This is a genomic window from Polaribacter atrinae (assembly GCF_038023995.1).
Classification (GTDB): Bacteria; Bacteroidota; Bacteroidia; order Flavobacteriales; family Flavobacteriaceae; genus Polaribacter; species Polaribacter atrinae.
In genome coordinates, this window is record NZ_CP150660.1 from 1,656,341 (window position 1) to 1,677,131 (window position 20,791).

The following is a 20,791-nucleotide window of genomic DNA, read 5'->3' on the forward strand; positions in this document are numbered from 1 at the left end:
AGACTTATAAATATACATGAATTTTGTTTAAAACATTTATAAAATCGCCATATAATTTAGTGTCATTATTTTTTAAATCTTGCTCAAACCTAGATGCCAACTCACATCCTTCTTTTAAACCTAACAAGCTAATTTTATGTTTTATCTTATGCACTCTATCCGCAGCTTGCAGATACTCTTTATTATTAAAATTTTCATTAAAAAGGAAACATTCTTCCGGAAATTCTTTTCTTAAAACAATTAAGATACTTTCTTCAAACTCTTTATCTCCTCCAGAAAGTTCTTTTATATAATTAAAATTTGGCTGCTCCATACCTGTAAATATTGTTTTATTAAAAATAAATTATTAATCAATAAGCTTATTTTCTTTCCAATAATTTAATACCGATTTTACTTTTTGAGAATACTTAGAGTATTGTACCGGTTTTGTAAAATAACCAGAGACTCCATAATCATAACACTTTTTTAATTCGGTATCGTCTTTAGAATTAGACATTATTATTATAGGAATATTTTTAAATTTGTCATTAGATTTTAAATTCCTTAAGAAATCAAGTCCATTCATTTCAGGCATGTGTAAATCTAAAATTATAATATTAAATGAATACTTTGCTTTATTTAGAATACTTAACGCCTCTTTTCCATTTATTGCTTCAACAATAATAGAAGTACAATTATTATCACAACAAACCTTTTTAAACTTCATTCTCTCTATCTCATCATCATCAACAAGTAGTATGGAAAGGGAGTTCATATTTTTTTTACATTTTTGTTTAAGATGATGTAAAAATGAAATATTAAAATTGAAAAAAAGTATTTGTTAGTTTATATGAAGTAAAAACTCGTTAAGTGGTAAAATTTTAATGTTTAATATAAATCTATATATGTATCTGTCTATCTATTTGTTGATTGAGAGAAATAAATGTTTCAAATTTAGAAACACCATTAATAATTTTGATCTTAGTATCTAGCAGCAACATTAAATCTTCGTTGTCTTTACACAAAACCTTAATAAAAATTGTAAAATTACCAGAAGTATAGTGGCACTCGACCACTTCTTTAATCTCTTTAATTCTTTTTATAATAGATGACAATACTGCAGTAGTTTCTAAAAACACACCTACAAAAGCAACTGTAGTATACCCCAAGGCTTTAGGGTTTATCTTCATTTGATAACTATCTATTAATTCAGATTTTTCTAATTTTCTTAATCTCTGATGAATTGCTGCTCCAGATATACCAACATCTCTAGCAATACTTAAAATAGGTATTCTTGCATCTTTTATTAAACTTCTTATAATTTTTTTATCAATACCGTCTATTTTCATTTTTATTTCTTAGACTATAAAGGTAAAAAAAATAGAGAACACAAATTGTATTCTCTATTTTAATATCAAATTTAAACTAAAGTTTTAAGCTTATTTCATTTCGAAATCTTCCATAAATTTAGTAGTATAGTTTCCTGCAACATAATCTGGATGATCCATTAATTGCCTATGGAAAGGAATAGTTGTTTTAACCCCCTCTATTACAAACTCATCTAATGCACGTTTCATTTTATTAATAGCCTCTTCTCTTGTTTGAGCAGTCGTTATTAATTTTGCAATCATAGAATCGTAATTTGGTGGAATCATATAACCAGCATACACATGCGTATCTACTCTTACACCATGACCTCCTGGAGAGTGAAAAGTTGCAATTTTACCTGGAGCTGGCCTAAAGTTGTTATACGGATCTTCAGCATTAATTCTACATTCTATAGAGTGCATTTGAGGAAAGTAATTTTTTCCAGAAATTGGCACTCCTGCAGCAACTAAAATTTGCTCTCTAATTAAATCGTAATTTACTACTTCTTCTGTAATAGGATGTTCTACCTGTATACGAGTATTCATTTCCATAAAGAAGAAGTTTCTATGTTTATCAACTAAAAACTCTACCGTTCCGGCACCTTCGTATTTTATAAACTCTGCTGCCTTAACAGCTGCAGTACCCATTTTCTTTCTTAAAGCATCTGTCATAAAAGGAGAAGGAGTTTCCTCTGTTAACTTTTGATGACGACGTTGTACAGAACAATCTCTTTCTGATAAATGACATGCTTTTCCGTAAGAATCTCCAACAATCTGAATTTCTATATGTCTTGGCTCTTCAATAAGCTTTTCCATATACATATCATCATTACCAAAGGCTGCTTTAGACTCATGTCTTGCAGAGTCCCAAGCGTCTTTTAAATCTTCTGGTTTCCAAACAGCACGCATCCCTTTACCTCCACCTCCTGCAGAAGCTTTTAACATAACTGGATAACCTGTTTCTAAAGCTGTTTTTTCACAATCTTCAAAGTCTTCAATAACACCTTCACTTCCAGGTACACAAGGTACACCGGCAGCAATCATGGTAGATTTTGCATTTGCCTTATCTCCCATTTGATCAATCATATCACCTGTTGCTCCAATAAATTTTATATTATGCTCTTCACATAATCTAGAAAACTTAGCATTTTCAGATAAAAAACCGTAACCAGGGTGAATAGCATCTGCATTTGTAATTTCTGCAGCTGCAATAATATTAGACATTTTTAAGTAAGATTCAGAACTTGGTGCTGGACCAATACAAACCGCTTCATCTGCAAATCTTACGTGCAAACTTTCTGCATCTGCAGTAGAATATACTGCAACAGTTTTAATGCCCATTTCTTTACAGGTTCTAATAACACGAAGTGCTATCTCTCCTCTATTGGCAATTAATATTTTTTTAAACATAATTTAAGAGTTATAAGTTATAAGTTATAAGATATGAGTTAGAAAGTCTAAAATCTAAACTCAAAAATCTAAACTCTTTCTATTACGACGGGTCTACTAAAAATAATGGCTGATCAAATTCAACAGGAGAAGAATCATCAACTAAAATTTTAACGATTTTACCTGAAACTTCAGATTCTATCTCATTAAATAATTTCATTGCTTCAATAACACAAACAGTATCACCTACAGAAATATCCGTTCCTACTTCTACAAAATTAGGTTTATCTGGTGATGGTTTTCTGTAAAAAGTTCCAATAATAGGAGACTTAACAGTAATATATTTAGAATCATCATTTCCAGCTTGTGGTGCTTCTTTAGCTGCAACTGGTTGCGCTGCAACAGGAGCAGCAACTTGAGGCATACCTGCCATTGGAGCTGCTTGTAAAATTGTTGTTTCTGTTTTACCAGAACCAGTTCTAATTGTAATCTTTACATCTTCCATTTCTAACTTTACCTCGCTAGCGCCAGATTTAGCTACAAATTTTATAAGATTTTGAATTTCTTTAATATCCATACTCATAATTGTTTAGTTGTTGTATTTATGAATTATACGCCCATTTTACGTAAGCTGCTCCCCATGTGAAACCGCCACCAAATGCCGCAAAAATTAAATTATCTCCTTTTTTTAATTGACTTTCATAATCAGCCAATAAAAGTGGTAAGGTTGCAGATGTAGTGTTACCATAATTATGAATATTTATCATCACTTTTTCTGGTGACACCCCTACTCTTTTAGCTGTTGCTTCAATAATTCTTTTATTAGCTTGATGTGCTGCCAACCATTGAATGTCTTTTTCTGTAAGATTATTTCTAGTTAACATTCTTTCTGCAACATCTGCCATACTTGAAACCGCATATTTAAAAACAGTTTTACCTTCTTGATATACAAAATGTTTATCTGCTGCTACAGTTTCTTTTGTTGTTGGCATTAAAGAACCACCAGCTTCTATTCTTAAAAAATCGCGTCCTATACCATCACTTCTTAAATACTCATCTTGTAGACCTAATCCTTCGTAATTAGGTTCAAACAATGCAGCTCCTGCTCCATCTCCAAAAATAATACAAGTAGCTCTATCTTTATAGTCTATTATAGAAGACATTTTATCTGCTCCTATTAATAATACTTTTTTATACCTACCAGACTCTATATAAGCAGCAGCAGTAGACATACCATATAAAAAACTAGAACATGCCGCTTGCAAATCATAACCAAAAGCATTTACTGCTCCTATTTCTGATGCCACATAAGCTGCTGTAGATGCTATAGGTAAATCTGGTGTTGCCGTACCAATGATAATCAGGTCAATTTCTTTTGGATCTACGTTTGACTTTTGTAATAATTCTTCCGCGGCTTTAATTGCCATATAGGAAGTACCTAAACCTTCTCCTTTTAAAATCCTTCTCTCTTTAATCCCTGTTCTACTGGTAATCCACTCATCATTTGTTTCTACCATGGTTTCTAACTCTTTATTTGTTAGAACATATTCAGGAACATACTTCCCTACTGCTGTAATTGCTGCAGTGATTTTTGTCATAATTTTAGTTGTTTTCCGTGTGGTTAGGAAAATCAAAAGTAGTGAAATTTATTTCACTTTTTAAAGTAAAAATTATCAAAAGAGGTAATTTCAACTTTAAAAACGCAAAAAAACCCTCATTTAATGAGGGTTTTTACAAAAACTTTTAATTCTTTTATGCTTCAATAGCTGACGCCGATTCTAATACTACTTGTCCTCTGTAATATAATTTACCTTCATGCCAGTGGGCTCTGTGGTATAAATGCGACTCTCCTGTTGTTGGATCTGTTGCTATTTGTTGAGAAGCTGCTTTATAATGCGTTCTCCTTTTGTCTCTTCTAGTTTTAGATATCTTTCTTTTAGGATGTGCCATTTTATGTCTTTTTTTCTGTTATTAAATTCTTTAATTTATCCCACCTTGGGTCTGTCTCTTCAACAGTTTTTACTTCTTTTATTTGTAATTCTTTTAACTTATCTAATGCTTCAGAATCCATTGTTCCATCTAAAACTTTAGGATGAACTCTTTTATTAGGAACCGATAATACTATAAGTTCGTATATATATTGTGCTACGTTAAATTCGTAAGCTTCGTGAGGTAATATTAATACCTCCTCATTATCATCATTAAACTCAGGTCCAAAATTTACCACCAAAGGTAAAACCGCTTGAACAACTTGATTATAAAATTCATTAGAAACATCACAAGGCACTTCTACATAACCATTAGCTGTAAAAGTTAACTCTAATAATGTACTCTTTTTTATAAACTCTAATTCTACTTTTATTGACGAACTTTCAAATTCATCAAAATTAAAAGATTCAAAGAACTTATTATCAATTTCATATTCATATAAATGAGTCCCTTCTTTTAATCCTACAAACTGTATGTTGAATTCCTTTAAGTCTTTCATTTCCAAATATCAATTGAGCGTGCAAAGATATAAAATTTTATTATTCTACACTCTTTTCTATTAAAAGTTTTTTATTTTACTAAAAGAGGACTTTTTGTAAGCTCTTTATATTCTTTTCTTGTTTGAAAAATTTGAATTCCACTAAACAAAGCTTCTTTAAAAGAAGATGCGTTTGCTAAGTTTTTTCCAGCTATATCAAAGCCTGTACCATGGTCTGGAGATGTTCTAACCTCACTTAAACCAGCCGTATAATTTACTCCACTACCAAAAGACAATGCTTTAAATGGCGCCAATCCTTGGTCATGATAAGTTGCTAAAACACCATCAAATTGCTTATATGTTTCTGATCCAAAGAAACCGTCTGCCGCATAAGGTCCAAAAACCAACTTACCAGATTCTTTTATTTCATCTATAGTAGGTTTTATAATTTCATCGTCTTCAACACCTATAACTCCATTATCTCCACAATGTGGATTTAACGATAAAACAGCAATTTTTGGTTTATTAATGCCAAAATCTTGCACCAAAGAAGCATACATTGTACCCACTTTTTCTTTAATCAATGCAGGAGTTATGGTCTCCGCTACTTTAGATATAGGAATATGACCAGTTATTAACCCTATCCTTAACACATCTGTCATTAAAATCATCAAACTTTTTCCTTCTAGCTTATCTTCTAAGTATTCTGTGTGCCCCGGAAAATTAAAGTTTTCAGATTGTATTGTTTCCTTATTAATTGGTGCAGTTAACAGCACATCTATCTTTTTCTCTTTTAAATGAACAGTCGCAGCTTCTAATGATTTTGCTGCATATTCTCCAGATTCTTTTGTTGCCTTTCCAAACTCAATAGAAACTTCATCTTTCCAAATATTTAATACATTAACCTTATTATGATTAACTTGTTCTATAGAAGTAATTCCATGAACAGGAGTATCAGACTGTAAAGTTTTTTTATGAAAAGTAACTACTTTTGTACTACCAAAAATAACTGGCGTACAAAAATCTAACATTCTTTTATCTTGAAAGGTTTTTAAAACTACTTCTAAACCTATTCCATTTAAATCTCCTATTGAAATACCAACTATAATTTTATCAGATTTATTCATAGTAACTCTTCTATTATTCCTATTTTTGAATACTACAAAAGTAACTAAATTTTATAAATATGTTTACCGGAATTATAGAAACACTTGGAACAATCACAAATATCACTAAAGAACAAGACAATATTCATTTAACTCTAAAGAGTAAATTTACTAATGGATTAAAAATAGATCAAAGTGTTGCACATAATGGTGTATGCTTAACTGTAGTAGATATTAATAAAGATGAATATACAGTTACAGCTATTAAAGAAACTTTAAGCAAAACAAATATTGGAAGTTTGTCTAAAAACGATTCTGTAAACCTAGAAAGAGGAATGAAATTAGGAGACAGACTAGATGGTCATTTAGTACAAGGACATGTAGATCAAACAGCAACCTGTATAGGTATTAAAAATGAAAACGGAAGTACTGTTTACACCTTTAACTATGACGCTTCTAATAAAAATATTACAATAGAAAAAGGATCAATTACTGTAAACGGAGTAAGCTTAACAGTAGTTAACTCTAAGAAGAATGAATTTAGTGTTGCTATAATACCTTATACAACAGAAAACACAACCTTTAAGTATTTAAAACTTAATGATTGCGTGAATTTAGAATTTGATGTTATTGGTAAATATGTTAGTAGACTAACTAATTCTTAACCTTTTTAACTCCGTAAATAATTCCTGAAATTACTAAAAAAAGTAAACCTCCATCTATAGGTAAACCAGGTGGCGGTGGTGGTGGTCCTGCAGGTGCCGGAACACTTTGCGCACTAATTACAAAAGTAAATGCTAGCATTATTATGAATGCAAAATATTTTTTATTTATCATTTTATATCCCCCCAGATTTAAAATTAATATCAATTATGCTTAATAGAAAACATACCACTTGTTAGATATTTCTTTTTTAATTAGAAGAAAAGAGCAATCTCACTTGATATTACATCAAAAACAAAGACACTTTTTTTCAACTCTTATAAAAACAATAAACTATTTTGAGTATCAGAATAGTATCTAACTGTTTTATGGTGCAAATATATATATACTTTTCTTAATTAATCACAACTTTTCTCTTAAGTTTTAAATATAATTTGATTCCTCTATCCTCAACCTTATCAAAGAATCAAGTAACATAATTATACCCCAAATTTCATCTTACATAATTAATCATGACACTAATTAGTAGACCTGAATACCTACCATTGTCTAGCATCCCTAACAGCATTCATTGTTTTCTTAAATTCACTATCGAATAAATAACTAAATTCGTGTTTGTTTACAGAAACACTAAATAGCAATTAGTCTGCGCACTCTACACTCTTACTTAAATTGTACTCAGATTTTATTTTTAAGCTCGAAAGTTGTAACGTTTATCAATTAAAAAAAATGAAAGGGAATAGTGTTATCAATCTAAACTAATAAATTTCTCTTTTCTATATTTCTTAGATATTTGAAATAAATCAGAAACAGTAATAGACCTATACTGTCTTCAGCATACCACTTTAATATGCTTTAGAATAAGAAAGAATCTTTTATTCTTTCTCCATAAAACGTCCTCTACTGGGTTACATCATTTATTTCTATATACTAAATATTCTTTATAGATTCTTCTGAAAACAATTTGATAACTTACATTAGTTTTAAATTTGTAATACAAAGGAATATATAATCAATGTGTAAACGACATGAAAAATTAAACAAAAAAAAACCTTTACATTTCTGTAAAGGCTTGTTATTACTAGTGGTCCCACTTGGGCTCGAACCAAGGACCCTCTGATTATGAGTCAGATGCTCTAACCAACTGAGCTATGGGACCAAATAATTGGCTGCAAATGTAATACTTTTTATTACATTATTAAATAAAATATTAGTTTTTTTTCTAAACCGTTCTATTCATTAACCAAAGTCCAAAATTCTTTAAACTTTCTTTGTTTTTTTCTGTAATATCCATTGAGTTTAAAGTCTCAAATGCCTTTTCTGTATAACTCTTAATTTGTTCTTTAATTAAAAAAGGAATGTTGTTTTGTTCAAAAATTTGAGTTACTTCTTTAATTTTTATTGAATTTTCTTTTAAATTTTGATTGTAAAAAACACTCAACTTATTCTTATCTTCCTCACAAGCAATATCTAATGATTTTAAATATAAAAAAGTCTTCTTATTTTCTATAATATCCCCTCCTATTTGTTTTCCAAAAGTTTTAGGGTCTCCAAAAGTATCTAAATAGTCATCTTGTAACTGAAAAGCTAAGCCTAAGTTTAAACCAAAGTCATATATTAAGTTTGCATTTTCTTCACTCGTTTCTACAACTATTGCTCCCATTTTTAATGCAGCTGCAACTAAAACAGAAGTTTTTAAACGAATCATATTAATATATTCATCAATAGTTACGTCATTTCTAGTTTCAAAATCTACATCTAATTGCTGTCCATCACAAACCTCTAAAGCAGTTTTACTAAACAATTTTGCTAATTTCTGAAAAACAATAGGTTCGTAATTCTCAAAATACTGATAAGCTAATATTAGCATAGCATCTCCAGAAAGAATACCTGTATTCAAATCCCATTTTTCATGAACGGTAACCTTACCTCTTCTAAGAGGAGCATCATCCATAATATCATCATGAATTAAGGTAAAATTATGAAAAACCTCAATAGCCAATGCTGCTGGCATTGCTTTTTCATATCCTCCAGAAAAGATATCTGCGGCCATTAGTGTTAAAATTGGGCGCATTCTTTTACCCCCTAATTTTAGGATATAATCTATTGGCTCATATAAATTTTTAGGTTCATTAACCCACTTTTTAGATTCTAAATAGTTGATAAAATCTTTCTGATAATGTAAAATCTCCAAATCCGTTATTTTTTTGTAAAAGTAACGTAAAGTAATTTTACTTTACAATTACAATGTTAAAAAATAAACAAAACTTTGGAAACTTTTTTTGTTTCTAAAGTTTCCATTCATACATTTGCACCCGAATTATGAGAGATAAAATATTAGAAAAATCGAATGAACTCTTCTTAAATCTAGGCTTTAAGAGTGTTACTATGGATGAAATTGCCAGTGCTTTAGGTGTCTCTAAGAAGACAATTTATAAGTATTATAAAAACAAAACGGAACTTGTAAACGGTGTTACGCTATCTATGTTTAACACAATCTGCCATGGCATTGACGGTATTTGCGAATTAAATTTGAATCCTATTGATGAATTATTTTCTATAAAAAGATTAGTAATGGAGAACTTAAAGGATGAAAAATCTTCACCACAATATCAACTACAAAAATATTATCCTAAGATTTATGCTTCTTTAAAACAAAAACAGTTTCATGTAATGCAAGATTGTGTTATCAACAATTTAAAAAAAGGAATTGAATCTGAATTATATAGAAACAACATAGACTTAGAATTCATTTCTAGAATATATTTTAATGGAATGATAGGTATTAAAGACAAAGACCTATTTCCTTTAAAAGATTATTCTATGAACTCGCTAATGACTTATTATCTAGAATATCATTTAAGAGGAATTTGTACAATAAAAGGAATACATCAATTAGAAAACCAATTAAAACTGAAATAAAACCACATGAAAAAAACAATTCTGGTATGCATAAGTACCTGTTTCTTCTTTATTGCAAATGCACAAGAAAAAACAATGACCTTATCATTAAAAGAAGCTATAAATTTTGCTATTGAAAATAGCTATAATACCAAAGCTTCTAAAAATGATATTAAATCTGCTAAAGAAAAAGTATGGGAAACAACCGCAACAGGTTTGCCTCAAATTAGTGCTGCAGTAGATTATCAAAACTGGATAAAACAACAAGTAAGTTTAATTGATATTGATGGAGACGGAACCGAAGACGAACTAGTTTTTGGAACCAAACAAAGTTTAAACGGCTTTATTACTTTAAATCAATTAATTTTTGACGGATCTTATTTAGTTGGATTGCAAGCCTCTAGAACCTATTTAAAAATATCTAAACAGGCAAACGAAAAAACAGAACTGTTAACTAGAGAAACTGTTATAAATGCATACGGAAATGTATTAGTAGCAGAAAATAGTATTAGCATTTTAGAAGGGAACATTAAAATTCTTGAAAAAAATTTAAGTGACGCTAAAAAAATCTATGAAAACGGATTTAATGAAGAAGAAGACGTAGAGCAACTAGAAATTACTTTAGGAAACTTAAAAAGTCAATTAAACAGTGTTAAACGAATGAAAGAAATAGCTTATAAAATGCTAAACCTTTCTTTAGGAGCACCAATTGAAACAGTGCTTACTCTAACAGATTCTTTAGATTCATTAACCGAAAGTAATATTAATTTAAGTTTAGTATCAGAAGATTTTAGTTTTTCTAATCATATCGATTTTAAAATTGCAGAAAATGATAGAGAATCAAAACGTTTACTAGTTAGACTAGAGCAAAGTAAAGCACTCCCTAGCTTATCTGCTTTTGTAAACTACGGATATTCTGGTTACTCAGACACTTTTACTTTCTTTAAAAATGATCAAAAATGGTTTGAGTCTTCTCTTTTAGGAGTAAGCTTAAACATTCCTATATTTAGTAGTTTAGGTAGAAGTTCTAAAACAAAACAAGCAAAAATCGCGTTAGAAACAGCTGATATTAGGTTAGAAGAAACCAAACAACGTTTAGAATTATTAGCAGAAAAAGCTAAAAGCGAATATCAATTAAGTATTGAAAACTACAGCACTGCTAAAAAGAATGTTGGTTTAGCAGAAAGAATAGAGAAAAAACAAAGAATTAAATTTTTTGAAGGAATCTCTACAAGTTTTGATTTATTACAGGCACAGAATCAACTTTACTCACAACAACAAACCTACATCCAATCTATGCTAGATGTAATTGCTAAAAAAGCAGCATTAGAAAACGCATTAAACACCCCAATTAAATAACAACCAGGCATGAAAAAAATATATTCATTATTAGCAATCGTACTTGTTTTAATCTCTTGCGGAGAGCAAAAACCAACATCAGTTGCAGCCATAATTTCTGTAGGAGACCTAAAGGAATTAACAGCAAAAAAGAAAGAAATTACAGAAAAATTAGAAGCTATAAATGCAGATTTAGAAGCTATAAACACTGCTATTTCAGAAAAAGATACACTTAAAAAATTTCCTTTAATCACCACTTTTACAGCAAAAGAGGTAATTTTTAAACATTACTTAGAAATTCAAGGAAATGTAAAAACGAAACAAAACATTCTAATTTACCCAGAAATGCCTGGAATTTTACAGAAGGTTTATGTTAAAGAAGGTCAAAAGGTAACTAAAGGACAACTATTAGCTACAATAGATGATGGAGGTTTAGGAAACCAAGTTGCACAGTTAGAAGCTACCACACAGTTAGCAAAAACAACTTATGAGCGTCAACAACGTTTGTGGGAACAAAAAATAGGGTCAGAAATACAGTTTTTACAAACAAAAACAAATTACGAATCTCAAAGAAACTCTCTAAAACAATTAAAAAGTCAACAAACTAAAGCATCTATTAGAGCTCCATTTTCTGGAGTTATAGATGACGTTATGAAAGAAGCTGGAACTGTAATTGCTCCTGGTCAAGGTTCTGAAGTTTTTAGAATTGTAAACTTAGACAATATGTATGTAGAAGCAGAAGTGCCAGAAAGATATATATCAAGTATTCAAAAAAACAAAGAAGTTCAAATAGAATTCCCTGTACTTGGTACAAGTGTAGAAAGTAAAGTAAGACAAGTGGGTAGTTTTATCAACCCAAATAATAGATCTTTTAAAATTGAAGTTCCTGTTGAAAATAAAAGTGGAAATGTAAAACCAAACTTAACAGCAAAACTTAAGGTTAATGACTACACAGATGTAAAAGCTATTTTAATTCCACAAAGTATTATATCTGAAAACGCAAATGGAGAACAATTTGTGTACACCATTAAAGATAAAAAATCAAACAACGAAGCAATTGCAGAAAGAGTTGTTATTAAAACAGGTAAAACACAAGGAAATTTTATTGAAGTTTTAGAAAACTTGCCTGCTGGAACAGAAATTATTGATGAAGGTGCTCGTAGTGTAAATAACGGACAAACAGTTAAAGTTATCAATAAATAAAAATAGTAACGATGACAAAACAAAAAAAACAAGTCGATAAGGAGTTTAAATTATCTGCTTGGGCAATTCATAATAAAACAACCATTTACGTACTAATGGCAGTTTTATTTTTCTACGGTATTTCTGCTTATTTAAGTATGGCTCGAGAGAATTTCCCTGAAGTTAAAGAAACGAAGATCTATATTAGTACTGCTTATCCCGGTAATACAGCAGAAGATATAGAAAAACTAATTACAGATCCTATAGAAGATAAGGTAAAGACAATTAGTAATGTGGTAGAAGTTACCTCAACCTCTCAAGAAGATTACTCTATGGTAATTGTTGAGTTTGATGAAAACATTACCGTAGAACTTGCCAAGCAAAAAGTTAAAGATGAACTTTCTACAGAAACATCAAGTGAAGATTGGCCAACTTTTAATGACGCTAAGGTAGAACCGAATGTTTTTAATTTAAGTATGTCTGAAGAAATAGCAATCTTAAATATTAATATTTCTGGAGACTACCCTATTCATAAATTAAAAGAATTTGCAGAATATTTACAAGATGATATTGAGGATTTAGCTGAAATTAAAAAAGCCGATATTAGAGGAGCTCAAGAAAAAGAAGTAGAAGTTGCTGTAGATATTTATAAAATGATGGCTGCAAAAGTTAGTTTTAACGACATAACTTCTGCAATTAGCAACGGAAACGTAACCATGTCTGCTGGTAACTTTATTACCTCTGGACAAAGAAGAACTGTAAGAATTATTGGTGAAATTGACAAACCAAATGATTTAGAAAATTTTGTAATAAAATCTGAATTCGACAATCCCATATATTTAAAAGACGTAGCAACCGTTTCTTTTAAAGACAAAGACAAAACAACATTCGCTAGAGAAAGAGGACAAGAGGTTGTAATGTTAGATGTTAAAAAACGTGCTGGAGAAAATATGGTTGCAGCTTCAGAGCAAATACAAGTAATTGTAAGCGATGCTATTGATAATTATTTCCCTCGTGATTTAAGTGTTACCATTACCAACGATCAATCTAACAAAACCATCGGTCAGGTAGACGATTTAGTAAACAACATTATTTTTGGGGTTATTTTAGTGGTAACTGTTTTAATGTTTTTCTTAGGATTTAAAAATGCCGTATTTGTTGGTTTTGCCATACCAATGTCTATGTTTATGTCTTTAATGATTTTAAACTTGTTAGGTTACACTATGAACACCATGATTCTTTTCGGATTAATTATGGGACTGGGAATGCTGGTAGATAACGGAATTGTCGTCGTCGAAAACGTATATCGTTTAATGGACGAAGAAGGCATGAATAGAATTGATGCCGCCAAAAAAGGAATTAGCGAAATTGCATTCCCTATTATCATTTCTACCGCAACAACCGTTGCCGCATTTATACCTTTAGGTCTTTGGCCTGGTGTAATGGGAGATTTTATGGTTTTATTACCAATTACGTTATCTACCGTTTTAGGTTCATCGTTATTAGTTGCAATATTCTTTAACTCTGTATTGGTTTCTCAATTTATGAGTGTAGAAGATGTAGACATGCCTATTAAAAAAATTGCAATCGTAACAGGTGTTATGACGGCAATAGGAATCTTAATTTTAATTGCAGGCGGAACTTACAGTGCCATTGGTGCATTAATGATTTTTGTAGCAGTAATGCTTTGGGTATATCGTTTATTCTTAAGAGGATGGGCTAATAGCTTTCAAACTAAAGTATTGCCTGTTTTAGAAAGATGGTACGAAAGTAGTTTGCGTTTTTCTTTAAGAGGTAAAACTCCTTACTTTTTAGTAATTGGTACCACTATTCTTTTATTTGCTTCATTTATTGCTTTTGGTTGGTCTTTAGGTACTCAAAGAACTAAGGTTGAATTTTTCCCTGACAATAAGCCAAATCAGATAATTGTTTATATAGAATACCCTGAAGGAACAGATATTCAAAAAACAAATGCAATTACCAAACAAATTGAAGAAAAGGTAGAAGGCGTTTTATATGCTGATGAGTATATGGATGGCGACTATAATTTTATGGTAGAAAGCTTAATTTCTCAAGTTGGTGAAGGTGCGGGAAACCCACAAACCGATGGTGGTTCTGCTGCAGAAATGCCTCACAAAGGAAAAGTAACCGCTTCTATGAGAGAATACAAGTATAGAAGAGGCTTAGATAGTGAGATAATGCGTCAGAAAGTACAAACTGCTTTAGTGGGTATTTATCCTGGAGTTTTAATTTCTGTTGAAAAAGATGCAAACGGACCACCAGCCGGATCTCCTATTAATATTGAAATTGAAGGTGATGATTATGCAGAATTAATTCATGTAGCGCAAAGAATGCGAGATTTTATCAATACAAAAAGTATTTCTGGTATTGATGAATTAAAGATTGATGTTAACAGAGACAAACCCGGGATGGAAGTGATCGTAGACCGTAAAAAAGCGGGAGAACTAGGCGTTTCTACAGGACAAGTTGGACAACAATTAAGAGCTTCTATTTTTGGAAACAAAGCAGGTGTTTACAAAGAAGATGGTGATGATTATGATATCTACGTTCGTTTTAATAAAGAAGATAGATACAATAAAAGTGCTATTTTTAATCAGAATATTATCTTTAGAGATATGGCTTCTGGAAAAATAAAAGAAATTCCGGTTTCTACTGTAGCAACACAATCTAACAATTCTGGTTTTAGCGCAATTAAGCACAAAGATGTTAGAAGAGTTGTTACTGTTTATTCTGCATTGTCTCCAGGAGAAACTGATGCTGGAGCTGTTGTTGGTAAAATTAGAGAAGAAATGAAAAACTTTAAAGATTTACCTAAAGGAATAAAAATTGATTATACCGGTCAATTAGAAGAACAAAACAAACAAATGTTATTTTTAGTTGGTGCATTCTTTACAGGATTAGCGTTAATTTTCTTTATTTTAATTTTCCAATTCAACTCGGTTTCTAAACCAGGAATTATCATGTTGGCAATTTTCTTAAGCTTTATTGGTGTTTTTGGAGGTATCGTTATTTCTGGTAGTTCTTTTGTAATTATGATGACCATGATGGGAATTATCTCATTAGCCGGAATTGTAGTAAACAATGGAGTTGTACTATTAGATTACGCACAATTGTTAATTGACAGAAAGAAAGGTGAATTAGAAATAGACCACGAAGATTATTTAGACAAACAAATGTTATTCGAAGCAATTGTAAATGCTGGTAGAGCACGTTTAAGACCTGTTTTATTAACTGCAATTACAACCATTTTAGGATTAATACCGCTAGCAATTGGCTTAAACATTAACTTCTTTAGTCTATTTACAGAATACAATCCGCATATTTACATGGGTGGAGATAACGTTGTTTTCTGGGGACCGTTAGCTTGGACCGTTATTTATGGTTTATTAATAGCAACCTTTTTAACGCTAATTGTGGTGCCTGTTTTATTCTACTTAGTTACATTATTTAAAATGTGGATTAGAACTAAAACAGCTTCTAAGGAAATGGTTCCTCAAGAAGTGTTTACAGCTGATAAAAGAATAGATGAAAAGAATCAATTCTAAATTTTAAACATATATTTTTATAAAAAAGAGATGAAATTCATATAATTTCATCTCTTTTTGTATTTTCGAACCAATGATAAAAAAGAAGTCTTTTACGGTTGATGAACTAAAACGCAAATTAGAAAACTATTGTGTTTATCAAGATAGATGTCACAAAGAGGTAGAACAAAAAATGCATGAATACAATCTAATTCCCGAAGCCAGAGAAATGATTTTATTAAGTTTAATGAAAGATAACTTTTTAAATGAAGAGCGCTTTGCTAAAAGTTTTGCACGTGGAAAATTTAGAATTAAATCTTGGGGAAAACAACGCATTGTAAGAGAATTAAAATTTAGAAACATATCTGCTTACAATATAAAAACAGCCTTAAAAGAAATTGACGAAAAAGAATATTTAACAACCATCTACACCATTACAGAAAATAGAAATGAAGTAATTTCTGAACCTGACATATATAAACGAAAGCAAAAATTAATTGGCTTTTTAATGAGAAAGGGTTTTGAAAATGAATTGATTTTTAAAGTGGTTACCGAAGTGGTTTCTTAACAATAATTAACACTTAAATAGCCAACAGCTTACAGATATGTTTAGCCCTGATTGAAACGGCATCCTTTTTGCTTTTTCTGCAAAAAGATATAGTGAAAAGCAGGAAATAGCTTCTAATACTATTTATTAAGTGTACTTAAAAAGAGAGAATCACTTTTTTTCTTTGCCAAAATAACGGCTTGTATATCATTATTTGGTATTTCTACAGACAAGACATAGTGTTTAATTTTCCAAACATTCTGCTTTTTCTCTAAGACCCCAGAACCTCTACAAGTCCCCATCCAAGTAGTTAACAACTCATCAAACCAAACAAAATCTTTAGCCTCATTTACATAAATATTTCTTTCTAAAGGTTTAAAAGACCATGCTTTTCCTTTATCAAAGTAAGGTTTACTAAAATCTGCAAATTGTGTTTTACTCCAGTTTTCTGTAGCATCTGTGCCAATAAAAACAGAAAGGCTGTCCATTTTACCAAAATAATCTTCGTAATTTGCTTCGGAAGCAGCTTTGTGCCAATCATCTAACAAAGTATTTACGTTCGCTTTTACAACTACCACTGTTGGAGAATACTCGACCTTTTTTTGAAGTGTACAGTTATAAAAAGAAATTAATACCAATAAGACTAAAAAATATTTTTTCATTTATAATTCTTTCTTTAAAAAACCTTGCTTTCCTGGTGAAGGATTAATGAGCTCTTCCTTTTTTATTGAATCTTCTTCTTGTCTTTTTAGCAGGATAGACTTTTTAGAAATACTATCCATTTGCGTAGAATCTATACCAATAAAATCGAATTTAAGATCTATTTCTTCTTCGAAACGTTTTTTAGCAAGTATGCTATTAATCTTAGAGTTTACCGTTGAAAAAGCTGCTATTGTTTTATCTACCTGATAATTAACTTCTTCTGAAGTTATTGCGGGTATAAAAGTTAAATCTGCCAAACGCAGCACCTCATTATGTAAAACGTTAATTCTTGTTTGAAAAGGAGGATTATCGAAAATTTCTGGTTTTACACTGTCTTTTAAACTTATTACTAAATCTCTTAATTCTAATGCATTACTCAAAGCCTCGTTAGGAGATACTTTTCCGAATTTCTTTATGAAGGAATTTACCATTTTTAATTCTTGCCAATCTTCTATTTCTTTTTCATAAATAGGTTTTACATCTTCAACAGAAATATGTTGTGCAGGAATACTTAGTTTTGGTGTTTCTTGAAGCGTACTAATAGTTTCTTGCTTTTTATTACCACAAGAAAATAAAATAACAGATAGAAGTAAATAAATAGTTTGTTTCACGATTTTATATAATAAGTGGTAAAAATAAGCATTTTAATAGCATCTCTTATTTATTTAAGGAAATTGTAACAAAAGTCTTTTTTTTGACCCTAAAATTAAAATGTAAGCTATCCGTTTTATTTCGTATACACTATTAATAAAAAACAAGAAGTTTGTAACAAAGGTTACATTTTTTTTTAATCATTAAAAATACCTTTGCATAAAATATTAGGAGATGAAAAAAATTATTGAAAAAAGTTTACAAGACACATTATCTTATAAAGAATATAGAGATTTAGTAAGTAGTTTATTAGCTGAAGGAAAAGCAACAGGAACTCAACAATCTGAAGATTTAACAAATTACAGCATGTTAAACGACAGAAGAATGAAGCGTTTAGATAAAACCATAAAAATTTCTGAATCAACCATTGCAAAAATGCAAGAAATTAGCGAACCACAAACTTGGTTGGTACTTACAGAAGGTTGGTGTGGAGACGCTGCTCAAAACCTTCCTGTAATACATAAAATTGCAGAAACGAATAGTCTTATTGATCTTAAATTGGTATTAAGAGATGATCATGAAGATTTAATGAACTTATTTTTAACAAATGGAGGTAAATCAATACCTAAATTAGTTGCTTTAGATAAAAACAATAATGTTATAAATACTTGGGGACCTAGACCTACTGAAGCTACAAAAATGGTTGCAGACTATAAAGCCAAACACGGTGTTATAGATGCACAGTTTAAAGAAGATTTACAAGTTTGGTATAACAAAAACAAAGGGCAAAATGTACAAGAAGATTTTATAAAACTTTTTACAAAGGCTTTTGCTACAGAACAATAAATAAAATAAAAAATAAATTTAAAACCGTAAATTAATAAATTGATTTACGGTTTTTCTTTTCTGTATATTTGCAGTGAAAATTATATATAAATGTTTGTAGATTATTCCACAATTACCGAAGAAGCAAAAGTTTGGGTATACCCTTCTAGTAGAAAGTTTTATCCAAATGAAATTGAAGGAATTGAAAATAAAGTAAAAGCTTTTCTAGAAAGCTGGAAATCTGATGATGAAAACTTTAAAGCTTCTTACAAACTCCTATACAATCGTTTTATTGTTTTTTTTGCTGAAGATAAAGATGCTACTTTAACAAACTCAGATATAGATGCTTCTGTTTCTTTTATCTTAGGACTACAACAAGAATATGAAGTAGAGTTATTAGATAAAATGAATGCTTGCTTTAAACAAGGAGAATACGTACAATACAAAGATTTAAAAGACTTTAAAAAACTACTTAAAAACAAAGCTGTTACAGCTAAAAGCATCATTTTTGATAATTTAATTACCACTAAAGTTGACTTTGACAACAATTGGGAAATTCCTCTTGAAGAAAGCTGGTATAATAGGTATTTGTAAGTAGCTACATTTTGCTATTTAATAGACTTTCGCAATACTTGTTCAAATAATTTTATAAAAAATCGTATCGAGAAGTAATTTAGAAACTACTCTTCTCGATACAAGTTTTGTTTTTTCTAGTTTAGAGAAAGCTCTAAAAGGAAGTCTTTTATAAAAAATACAACTAAAAACTATCTATTTTTCTAAAATAGCCCCAATATTTGGTTTAAAGTAATTAGGTCCCTTTAAAACCTTACCATCTTCTCTGTAAATTGGTTTACCATCTGCCCCTAATTTACTCATGTTGCTACGTTGAATTTCATTAAAAACTTCTTCGATTTTATCTTGCATACCATGTTCTATAATAGTTCCACATAAAATATACAACATATCTCCTAAAGCATCTGCAACCTCAACCAAATCATTATTTTCTGCAGCCTCTAAATACTCTTCATTTTCTTCTTTCATTAAATTAAAACGAAGTGTGTTTCTATCTTTACCAATACTTGCAATTGGTTTTTGATTCATATTTATTTTAAAAGCGGTATGAAATTGAGTTACTGCTGCTATTTTGTTTTTCATTATATATTCGTTTTTAATCGGTGTTGTTTTTTAATTTAGTTAATAATATTCAATTTAGAAGTTACACCAAAAACAATGGCGTTCTTCATTTAATTTGTAATTTTGCAATATAGAATTTTATTAATTTTAGTTAGACAATATATAGAAACTTTCTGACACAATAAAAAGCTTCTTGTTTATCATTAATCCACAATTTATAAAGAATACAAATTATGTTTTTAAATGCTTATTTTACAACAGGAAGAATTGTTTTTATGATCTTATTTTTCATTTCTTTTGTAGCTCTAATGATTTACAGCTACAGAAAAGACATAAAAAACCACGAACGCTACTACAAAGGTACTGGTAAAAAAGTACTTTTATATGGAGGGATCGTTATTGCTGTTTTTGTTGCTATTAGAATACTATGGGGACAATAACCTTACGTACAGTTAATTAAAAAACACTTCAATCAAAATAAAATGTTATTATTCATAAAAATTTTATAGTTTTGCAGAATTAAAGAATAAAAGTGTGCACTATTTAAAATAATTTACTGTACATTTATCAACATAATATTAAACATACATAATCATTTACCCCCCAAAGAATGATATCTACTAAAAAAAACAAATACAAGATACTTGTATTTGATAAACTCTTTTATCAGTTTGCTACAGCATCTTCTGTAGCTAAAAACGATAATTATCATACAACAAATACTTCATTCTTAGCGAATAATTTAAACGTATTCATTAATAACTTAAGCCCAAAAGAAAATTTTCAGATGGTTCCTAGTTTTTATTAGAGTCACCCTATTTGTTATAGACCACAAAAAACAAAACATAAGCATACATAATAAAAATATTAAAATCATTTAATCCCCCTAAGAATGATATCTACTAAAAAAGACAAAACCAATACATTTATATTATACGTAGTTTCCCTTGTACTACTATTTTTATTATTCTATTTCTTATTCAATAGGTTTGCTCTATCAGATCCTGAATCAAAAAAGGATAATGATTCTGCCCAAAACAATACTACTTTAAAGA

Annotated in this window: 24 protein-coding genes and 1 tRNA gene; 10 read left to right on the forward strand and 15 right to left on the reverse strand. The window is 29.9% G+C overall.

Annotated features, from left to right (window positions below; translation table 11 throughout):
• Positions 1 to 4 precede the first annotated feature (4 nt).
• The 9 genes from WG945_RS07275 to pdxA form a co-directional block, all read right to left on the reverse strand.
• Positions 5 to 313, reverse strand: a complete 309-nt coding sequence (locus WG945_RS07275; protein ID WP_068448729.1) for an Hpt domain-containing protein — start codon at positions 311 to 313, stop codon at positions 5 to 7.
• A 33-nt stretch (positions 314 to 346) separates the two neighbouring features.
• A complete protein-coding gene (locus WG945_RS07280) occupies positions 347 to 754 on the reverse strand; it encodes a response regulator (RefSeq protein ID WP_068448730.1) in 408 nt (135 codons plus the stop codon).
• Between the two features lie 124 nt (positions 755 to 878).
• Positions 879 to 1,328: an Lrp/AsnC family transcriptional regulator gene (locus WG945_RS07285; protein WP_068448731.1), complete on the reverse strand. Its 450-nt coding sequence runs from the start codon at positions 1,326 to 1,328 to the stop codon at positions 879 to 881.
• A gap of 90 nt (positions 1,329 to 1,418) precedes the next feature.
• Entirely contained in the window at positions 1,419 to 2,756 is a 1,338-nt protein-coding gene (gene accC, locus WG945_RS07290; RefSeq protein WP_068448732.1) for an acetyl-CoA carboxylase biotin carboxylase subunit, read from the reverse strand.
• Between the two features lie 82 nt (positions 2,757 to 2,838).
• On the reverse strand, positions 2,839 to 3,312 hold the full coding sequence (accB, locus tag WG945_RS07295) for an acetyl-CoA carboxylase biotin carboxyl carrier protein (RefSeq protein ID WP_068448733.1): 474 nt from the start codon (positions 3,310 to 3,312) through the stop codon (positions 2,839 to 2,841).
• Between the two features lie 25 nt (positions 3,313 to 3,337).
• Positions 3,338 to 4,333 carry a beta-ketoacyl-ACP synthase III gene (locus WG945_RS07300; protein ID WP_068448734.1) on the reverse strand — a complete coding sequence of 332 codons (996 nt, stop codon included), beginning with the start codon at positions 4,331 to 4,333 and terminating at the stop codon, positions 3,338 to 3,340.
• 154 nt (positions 4,334 to 4,487) lie between these two features.
• Positions 4,488 to 4,685 (reverse strand): 50S ribosomal protein L32, encoded by a 198-nt coding sequence (rpmF, locus tag WG945_RS07305; protein ID WP_068448735.1) that lies wholly within the window; start codon positions 4,683 to 4,685, stop codon positions 4,488 to 4,490.
• A 1-nt stretch (position 4,686) separates the two neighbouring features.
• Positions 4,687 to 5,223 (reverse strand): YceD family protein, encoded by a 537-nt coding sequence (locus tag WG945_RS07310; protein ID WP_068448736.1) that lies wholly within the window; start codon positions 5,221 to 5,223, stop codon positions 4,687 to 4,689.
• A gap of 71 nt (positions 5,224 to 5,294) precedes the next feature.
• Positions 5,295 to 6,329, reverse strand: a complete 1,035-nt coding sequence (gene pdxA / locus WG945_RS07315; RefSeq protein WP_068448737.1) for a 4-hydroxythreonine-4-phosphate dehydrogenase PdxA — start codon at positions 6,327 to 6,329, stop codon at positions 5,295 to 5,297.
• A gap of 59 nt (positions 6,330 to 6,388) precedes the next feature.
• Between pdxA and WG945_RS07320 the strand changes: the two genes are divergently transcribed.
• Entirely contained in the window at positions 6,389 to 6,973 is a 585-nt protein-coding gene (locus WG945_RS07320; RefSeq protein WP_068448738.1) for a riboflavin synthase, read from the forward strand.
• Here the strand turns inward: WG945_RS07320 and WG945_RS07325 are convergent.
• The 3 genes from WG945_RS07325 to WG945_RS07335 all read right to left on the reverse strand — a co-directional run bounded on the left by WG945_RS07325 (position 6,963) and on the right by WG945_RS07335 (position 9,165).
• Positions 6,963 to 7,145, reverse strand: a complete 183-nt coding sequence (locus WG945_RS07325; protein ID WP_068448739.1) for a PID-CTERM protein-sorting domain-containing protein — start codon at positions 7,143 to 7,145, stop codon at positions 6,963 to 6,965. The two genes, WG945_RS07320 and WG945_RS07325, sit on opposite strands and share 11 nt — an antisense overlap.
• Before the next feature lie 911 nt (positions 7,146 to 8,056).
• Positions 8,057 to 8,130 (reverse strand) — tRNA-Ile (locus WG945_RS07330).
• Between the two features lie 63 nt (positions 8,131 to 8,193).
• Positions 8,194 to 9,165, reverse strand: coding sequence for a polyprenyl synthetase family protein (locus WG945_RS07335; protein ID WP_082864182.1), 972 nt, complete (start codon positions 9,163 to 9,165; stop codon positions 8,194 to 8,196).
• 128 nt (positions 9,166 to 9,293) lie between these two features.
• Between WG945_RS07335 and WG945_RS07340 the strand changes: the two genes are divergently transcribed.
• The 5 genes from WG945_RS07340 (at position 9,294) to WG945_RS07360 (ending at position 16,505) form a co-directional block, all read left to right on the forward strand.
• Entirely contained in the window at positions 9,294 to 9,893 is a 600-nt protein-coding gene (locus WG945_RS07340; RefSeq protein WP_068448741.1) for a TetR/AcrR family transcriptional regulator, read from the forward strand.
• Positions 9,894 to 9,899: 6 nt separating this feature from the next.
• The gene (locus WG945_RS07345; RefSeq protein WP_068448742.1) at positions 9,900 to 11,231 is read left to right on the forward strand and encodes a TolC family protein; all 1,332 of its coding nucleotides are present in this window, start codon (positions 9,900 to 9,902) and stop codon (positions 11,229 to 11,231) included.
• Positions 11,232 to 11,240: 9 nt separating this feature from the next.
• On the forward strand, positions 11,241 to 12,413 hold the full coding sequence (locus tag WG945_RS07350; protein WP_068448743.1) for an efflux RND transporter periplasmic adaptor subunit: 1,173 nt from the start codon (positions 11,241 to 11,243) through the stop codon (positions 12,411 to 12,413).
• Between the two features lie 11 nt (positions 12,414 to 12,424).
• A complete protein-coding gene (locus tag WG945_RS07355) occupies positions 12,425 to 15,958 on the forward strand; it encodes an efflux RND transporter permease subunit (RefSeq protein ID WP_068448744.1) in 3,534 nt (1,177 codons plus the stop codon).
• A gap of 73 nt (positions 15,959 to 16,031) precedes the next feature.
• Positions 16,032 to 16,505 carry a regulatory protein RecX gene (locus WG945_RS07360; protein WP_231874580.1) on the forward strand — a complete coding sequence of 158 codons (474 nt, stop codon included), beginning with the start codon at positions 16,032 to 16,034 and terminating at the stop codon, positions 16,503 to 16,505.
• A gap of 119 nt (positions 16,506 to 16,624) precedes the next feature.
• Here the strand turns inward: WG945_RS07360 and WG945_RS07365 are convergent, their stop codons facing one another.
• Complete coding sequence (locus WG945_RS07365) at positions 16,625 to 17,146, reverse strand: nuclear transport factor 2 family protein (RefSeq protein ID WP_068448746.1); 522 nt, start codon at positions 17,144 to 17,146, stop codon at positions 16,625 to 16,627.
• Positions 17,147 to 17,797, reverse strand: coding sequence for a hypothetical protein (locus WG945_RS07370; protein WP_068448747.1), 651 nt, complete (start codon positions 17,795 to 17,797; stop codon positions 17,147 to 17,149).
• 214 nt (positions 17,798 to 18,011) lie between these two features.
• Between WG945_RS07370 and WG945_RS07375 the strand changes: the two genes are divergently transcribed.
• Both WG945_RS07375 and WG945_RS07380 read left to right on the forward strand, forming a co-directional pair.
• Positions 18,012 to 18,623, forward strand: coding sequence for a thioredoxin family protein (locus WG945_RS07375; RefSeq protein ID WP_068448748.1), 612 nt, complete (start codon positions 18,012 to 18,014; stop codon positions 18,621 to 18,623).
• Positions 18,624 to 18,713: 90 nt separating this feature from the next.
• Positions 18,714 to 19,196 carry an ABC transporter ATPase gene (locus WG945_RS07380; RefSeq protein WP_068448749.1) on the forward strand — a complete coding sequence of 161 codons (483 nt, stop codon included), beginning with the start codon at positions 18,714 to 18,716 and terminating at the stop codon, positions 19,194 to 19,196.
• A gap of 174 nt (positions 19,197 to 19,370) precedes the next feature.
• On the opposite strand, the gene WG945_RS07385 is transcribed toward WG945_RS07380, so the two are convergent.
• Positions 19,371 to 19,757: a nucleoside triphosphate pyrophosphohydrolase family protein gene (locus WG945_RS07385; protein WP_068448750.1), complete on the reverse strand. Its 387-nt coding sequence runs from the start codon at positions 19,755 to 19,757 to the stop codon at positions 19,371 to 19,373.
• Between the two features lie 212 nt (positions 19,758 to 19,969).
• On the opposite strand from WG945_RS07385, the gene WG945_RS07390 reads away from it, so the two are divergent.
• Positions 19,970 to 20,176 (forward strand): hypothetical protein, encoded by a 207-nt coding sequence (locus WG945_RS07390; protein WP_068448751.1) that lies wholly within the window; start codon positions 19,970 to 19,972, stop codon positions 20,174 to 20,176.
• Positions 20,177 to 20,346: 170 nt separating this feature from the next.
• Positions 20,347 to 20,544, forward strand: a complete 198-nt coding sequence (locus WG945_RS07395) for a hypothetical protein (protein WP_068448752.1) — start codon at positions 20,347 to 20,349, stop codon at positions 20,542 to 20,544.
• Positions 20,545 to 20,791: the final 247 nt, after the last annotated feature.

What these genes read in the sequence shown, in the direction of transcription:
- WG945_RS07275 (WP_068448729.1), bottom strand. Translation starts at nt 313, where the DNA reads ATGGAGCAGCCAAATTTTAATTATATAAAAGAACTTTCTGGAGGAGAT.
- WG945_RS07280 (WP_068448730.1), bottom strand. Translation starts at nt 754, where the DNA reads ATGAACTCCCTTTCCATACTACTTGTTGATGATGATGAGATAGAGAGA.
- WG945_RS07285 (WP_068448731.1), bottom strand. Translation starts at nt 1,328, where the DNA reads ATGAAAATAGACGGTATTGATAAAAAAATTATAAGAAGTTTAATAAAA.
- accC (WP_068448732.1), bottom strand. Translation starts at nt 2,756, where the DNA reads ATGTTTAAAAAAATATTAATTGCCAATAGAGGAGAGATAGCACTTCGT.
- accB (WP_068448733.1), bottom strand. Translation starts at nt 3,312, where the DNA reads ATGGATATTAAAGAAATTCAAAATCTTATAAAATTTGTAGCTAAATCT.
- WG945_RS07300 (WP_068448734.1), bottom strand. Translation starts at nt 4,333, where the DNA reads ATGACAAAAATCACTGCAGCAATTACAGCAGTAGGGAAGTATGTTCCT.
- rpmF (WP_068448735.1), bottom strand. Translation starts at nt 4,685, where the DNA reads ATGGCACATCCTAAAAGAAAGATATCTAAAACTAGAAGAGACAAAAGG.
- WG945_RS07310 (WP_068448736.1), bottom strand. Translation starts at nt 5,223, where the DNA reads ATGAAAGACTTAAAGGAATTCAACATACAGTTTGTAGGATTAAAAGAA.
- pdxA (WP_068448737.1), bottom strand. Translation starts at nt 6,329, where the DNA reads ATGAATAAATCTGATAAAATTATAGTTGGTATTTCAATAGGAGATTTA.
- WG945_RS07320 (WP_068448738.1), top strand. Translation starts at nt 6,389, where the DNA reads ATGTTTACCGGAATTATAGAAACACTTGGAACAATCACAAATATCACT.
- WG945_RS07325 (WP_068448739.1), bottom strand. Translation starts at nt 7,145, where the DNA reads ATGATAAATAAAAAATATTTTGCATTCATAATAATGCTAGCATTTACT.
- WG945_RS07340 (WP_068448741.1), top strand. Translation starts at nt 9,294, where the DNA reads ATGAGAGATAAAATATTAGAAAAATCGAATGAACTCTTCTTAAATCTA.
- WG945_RS07345 (WP_068448742.1), top strand. Translation starts at nt 9,900, where the DNA reads ATGAAAAAAACAATTCTGGTATGCATAAGTACCTGTTTCTTCTTTATT.
- WG945_RS07350 (WP_068448743.1), top strand. Translation starts at nt 11,241, where the DNA reads ATGAAAAAAATATATTCATTATTAGCAATCGTACTTGTTTTAATCTCT.
- WG945_RS07355 (WP_068448744.1), top strand. Translation starts at nt 12,425, where the DNA reads ATGACAAAACAAAAAAAACAAGTCGATAAGGAGTTTAAATTATCTGCT.
- WG945_RS07360 (WP_231874580.1), top strand. Translation starts at nt 16,032, where the DNA reads ATGATAAAAAAGAAGTCTTTTACGGTTGATGAACTAAAACGCAAATTA.
- WG945_RS07365 (WP_068448746.1), bottom strand. Translation starts at nt 17,146, where the DNA reads ATGAAAAAATATTTTTTAGTCTTATTGGTATTAATTTCTTTTTATAAC.
- WG945_RS07375 (WP_068448748.1), top strand. Translation starts at nt 18,012, where the DNA reads ATGAAAAAAATTATTGAAAAAAGTTTACAAGACACATTATCTTATAAA.
- WG945_RS07380 (WP_068448749.1), top strand. Translation starts at nt 18,714, where the DNA reads ATGTTTGTAGATTATTCCACAATTACCGAAGAAGCAAAAGTTTGGGTA.
- WG945_RS07385 (WP_068448750.1), bottom strand. Translation starts at nt 19,757, where the DNA reads ATGAAAAACAAAATAGCAGCAGTAACTCAATTTCATACCGCTTTTAAA.
- WG945_RS07390 (WP_068448751.1), top strand. Translation starts at nt 19,970, where the DNA reads ATGTTTTTAAATGCTTATTTTACAACAGGAAGAATTGTTTTTATGATC.
- WG945_RS07395 (WP_068448752.1), top strand. Translation starts at nt 20,347, where the DNA reads ATGATATCTACTAAAAAAAACAAATACAAGATACTTGTATTTGATAAA.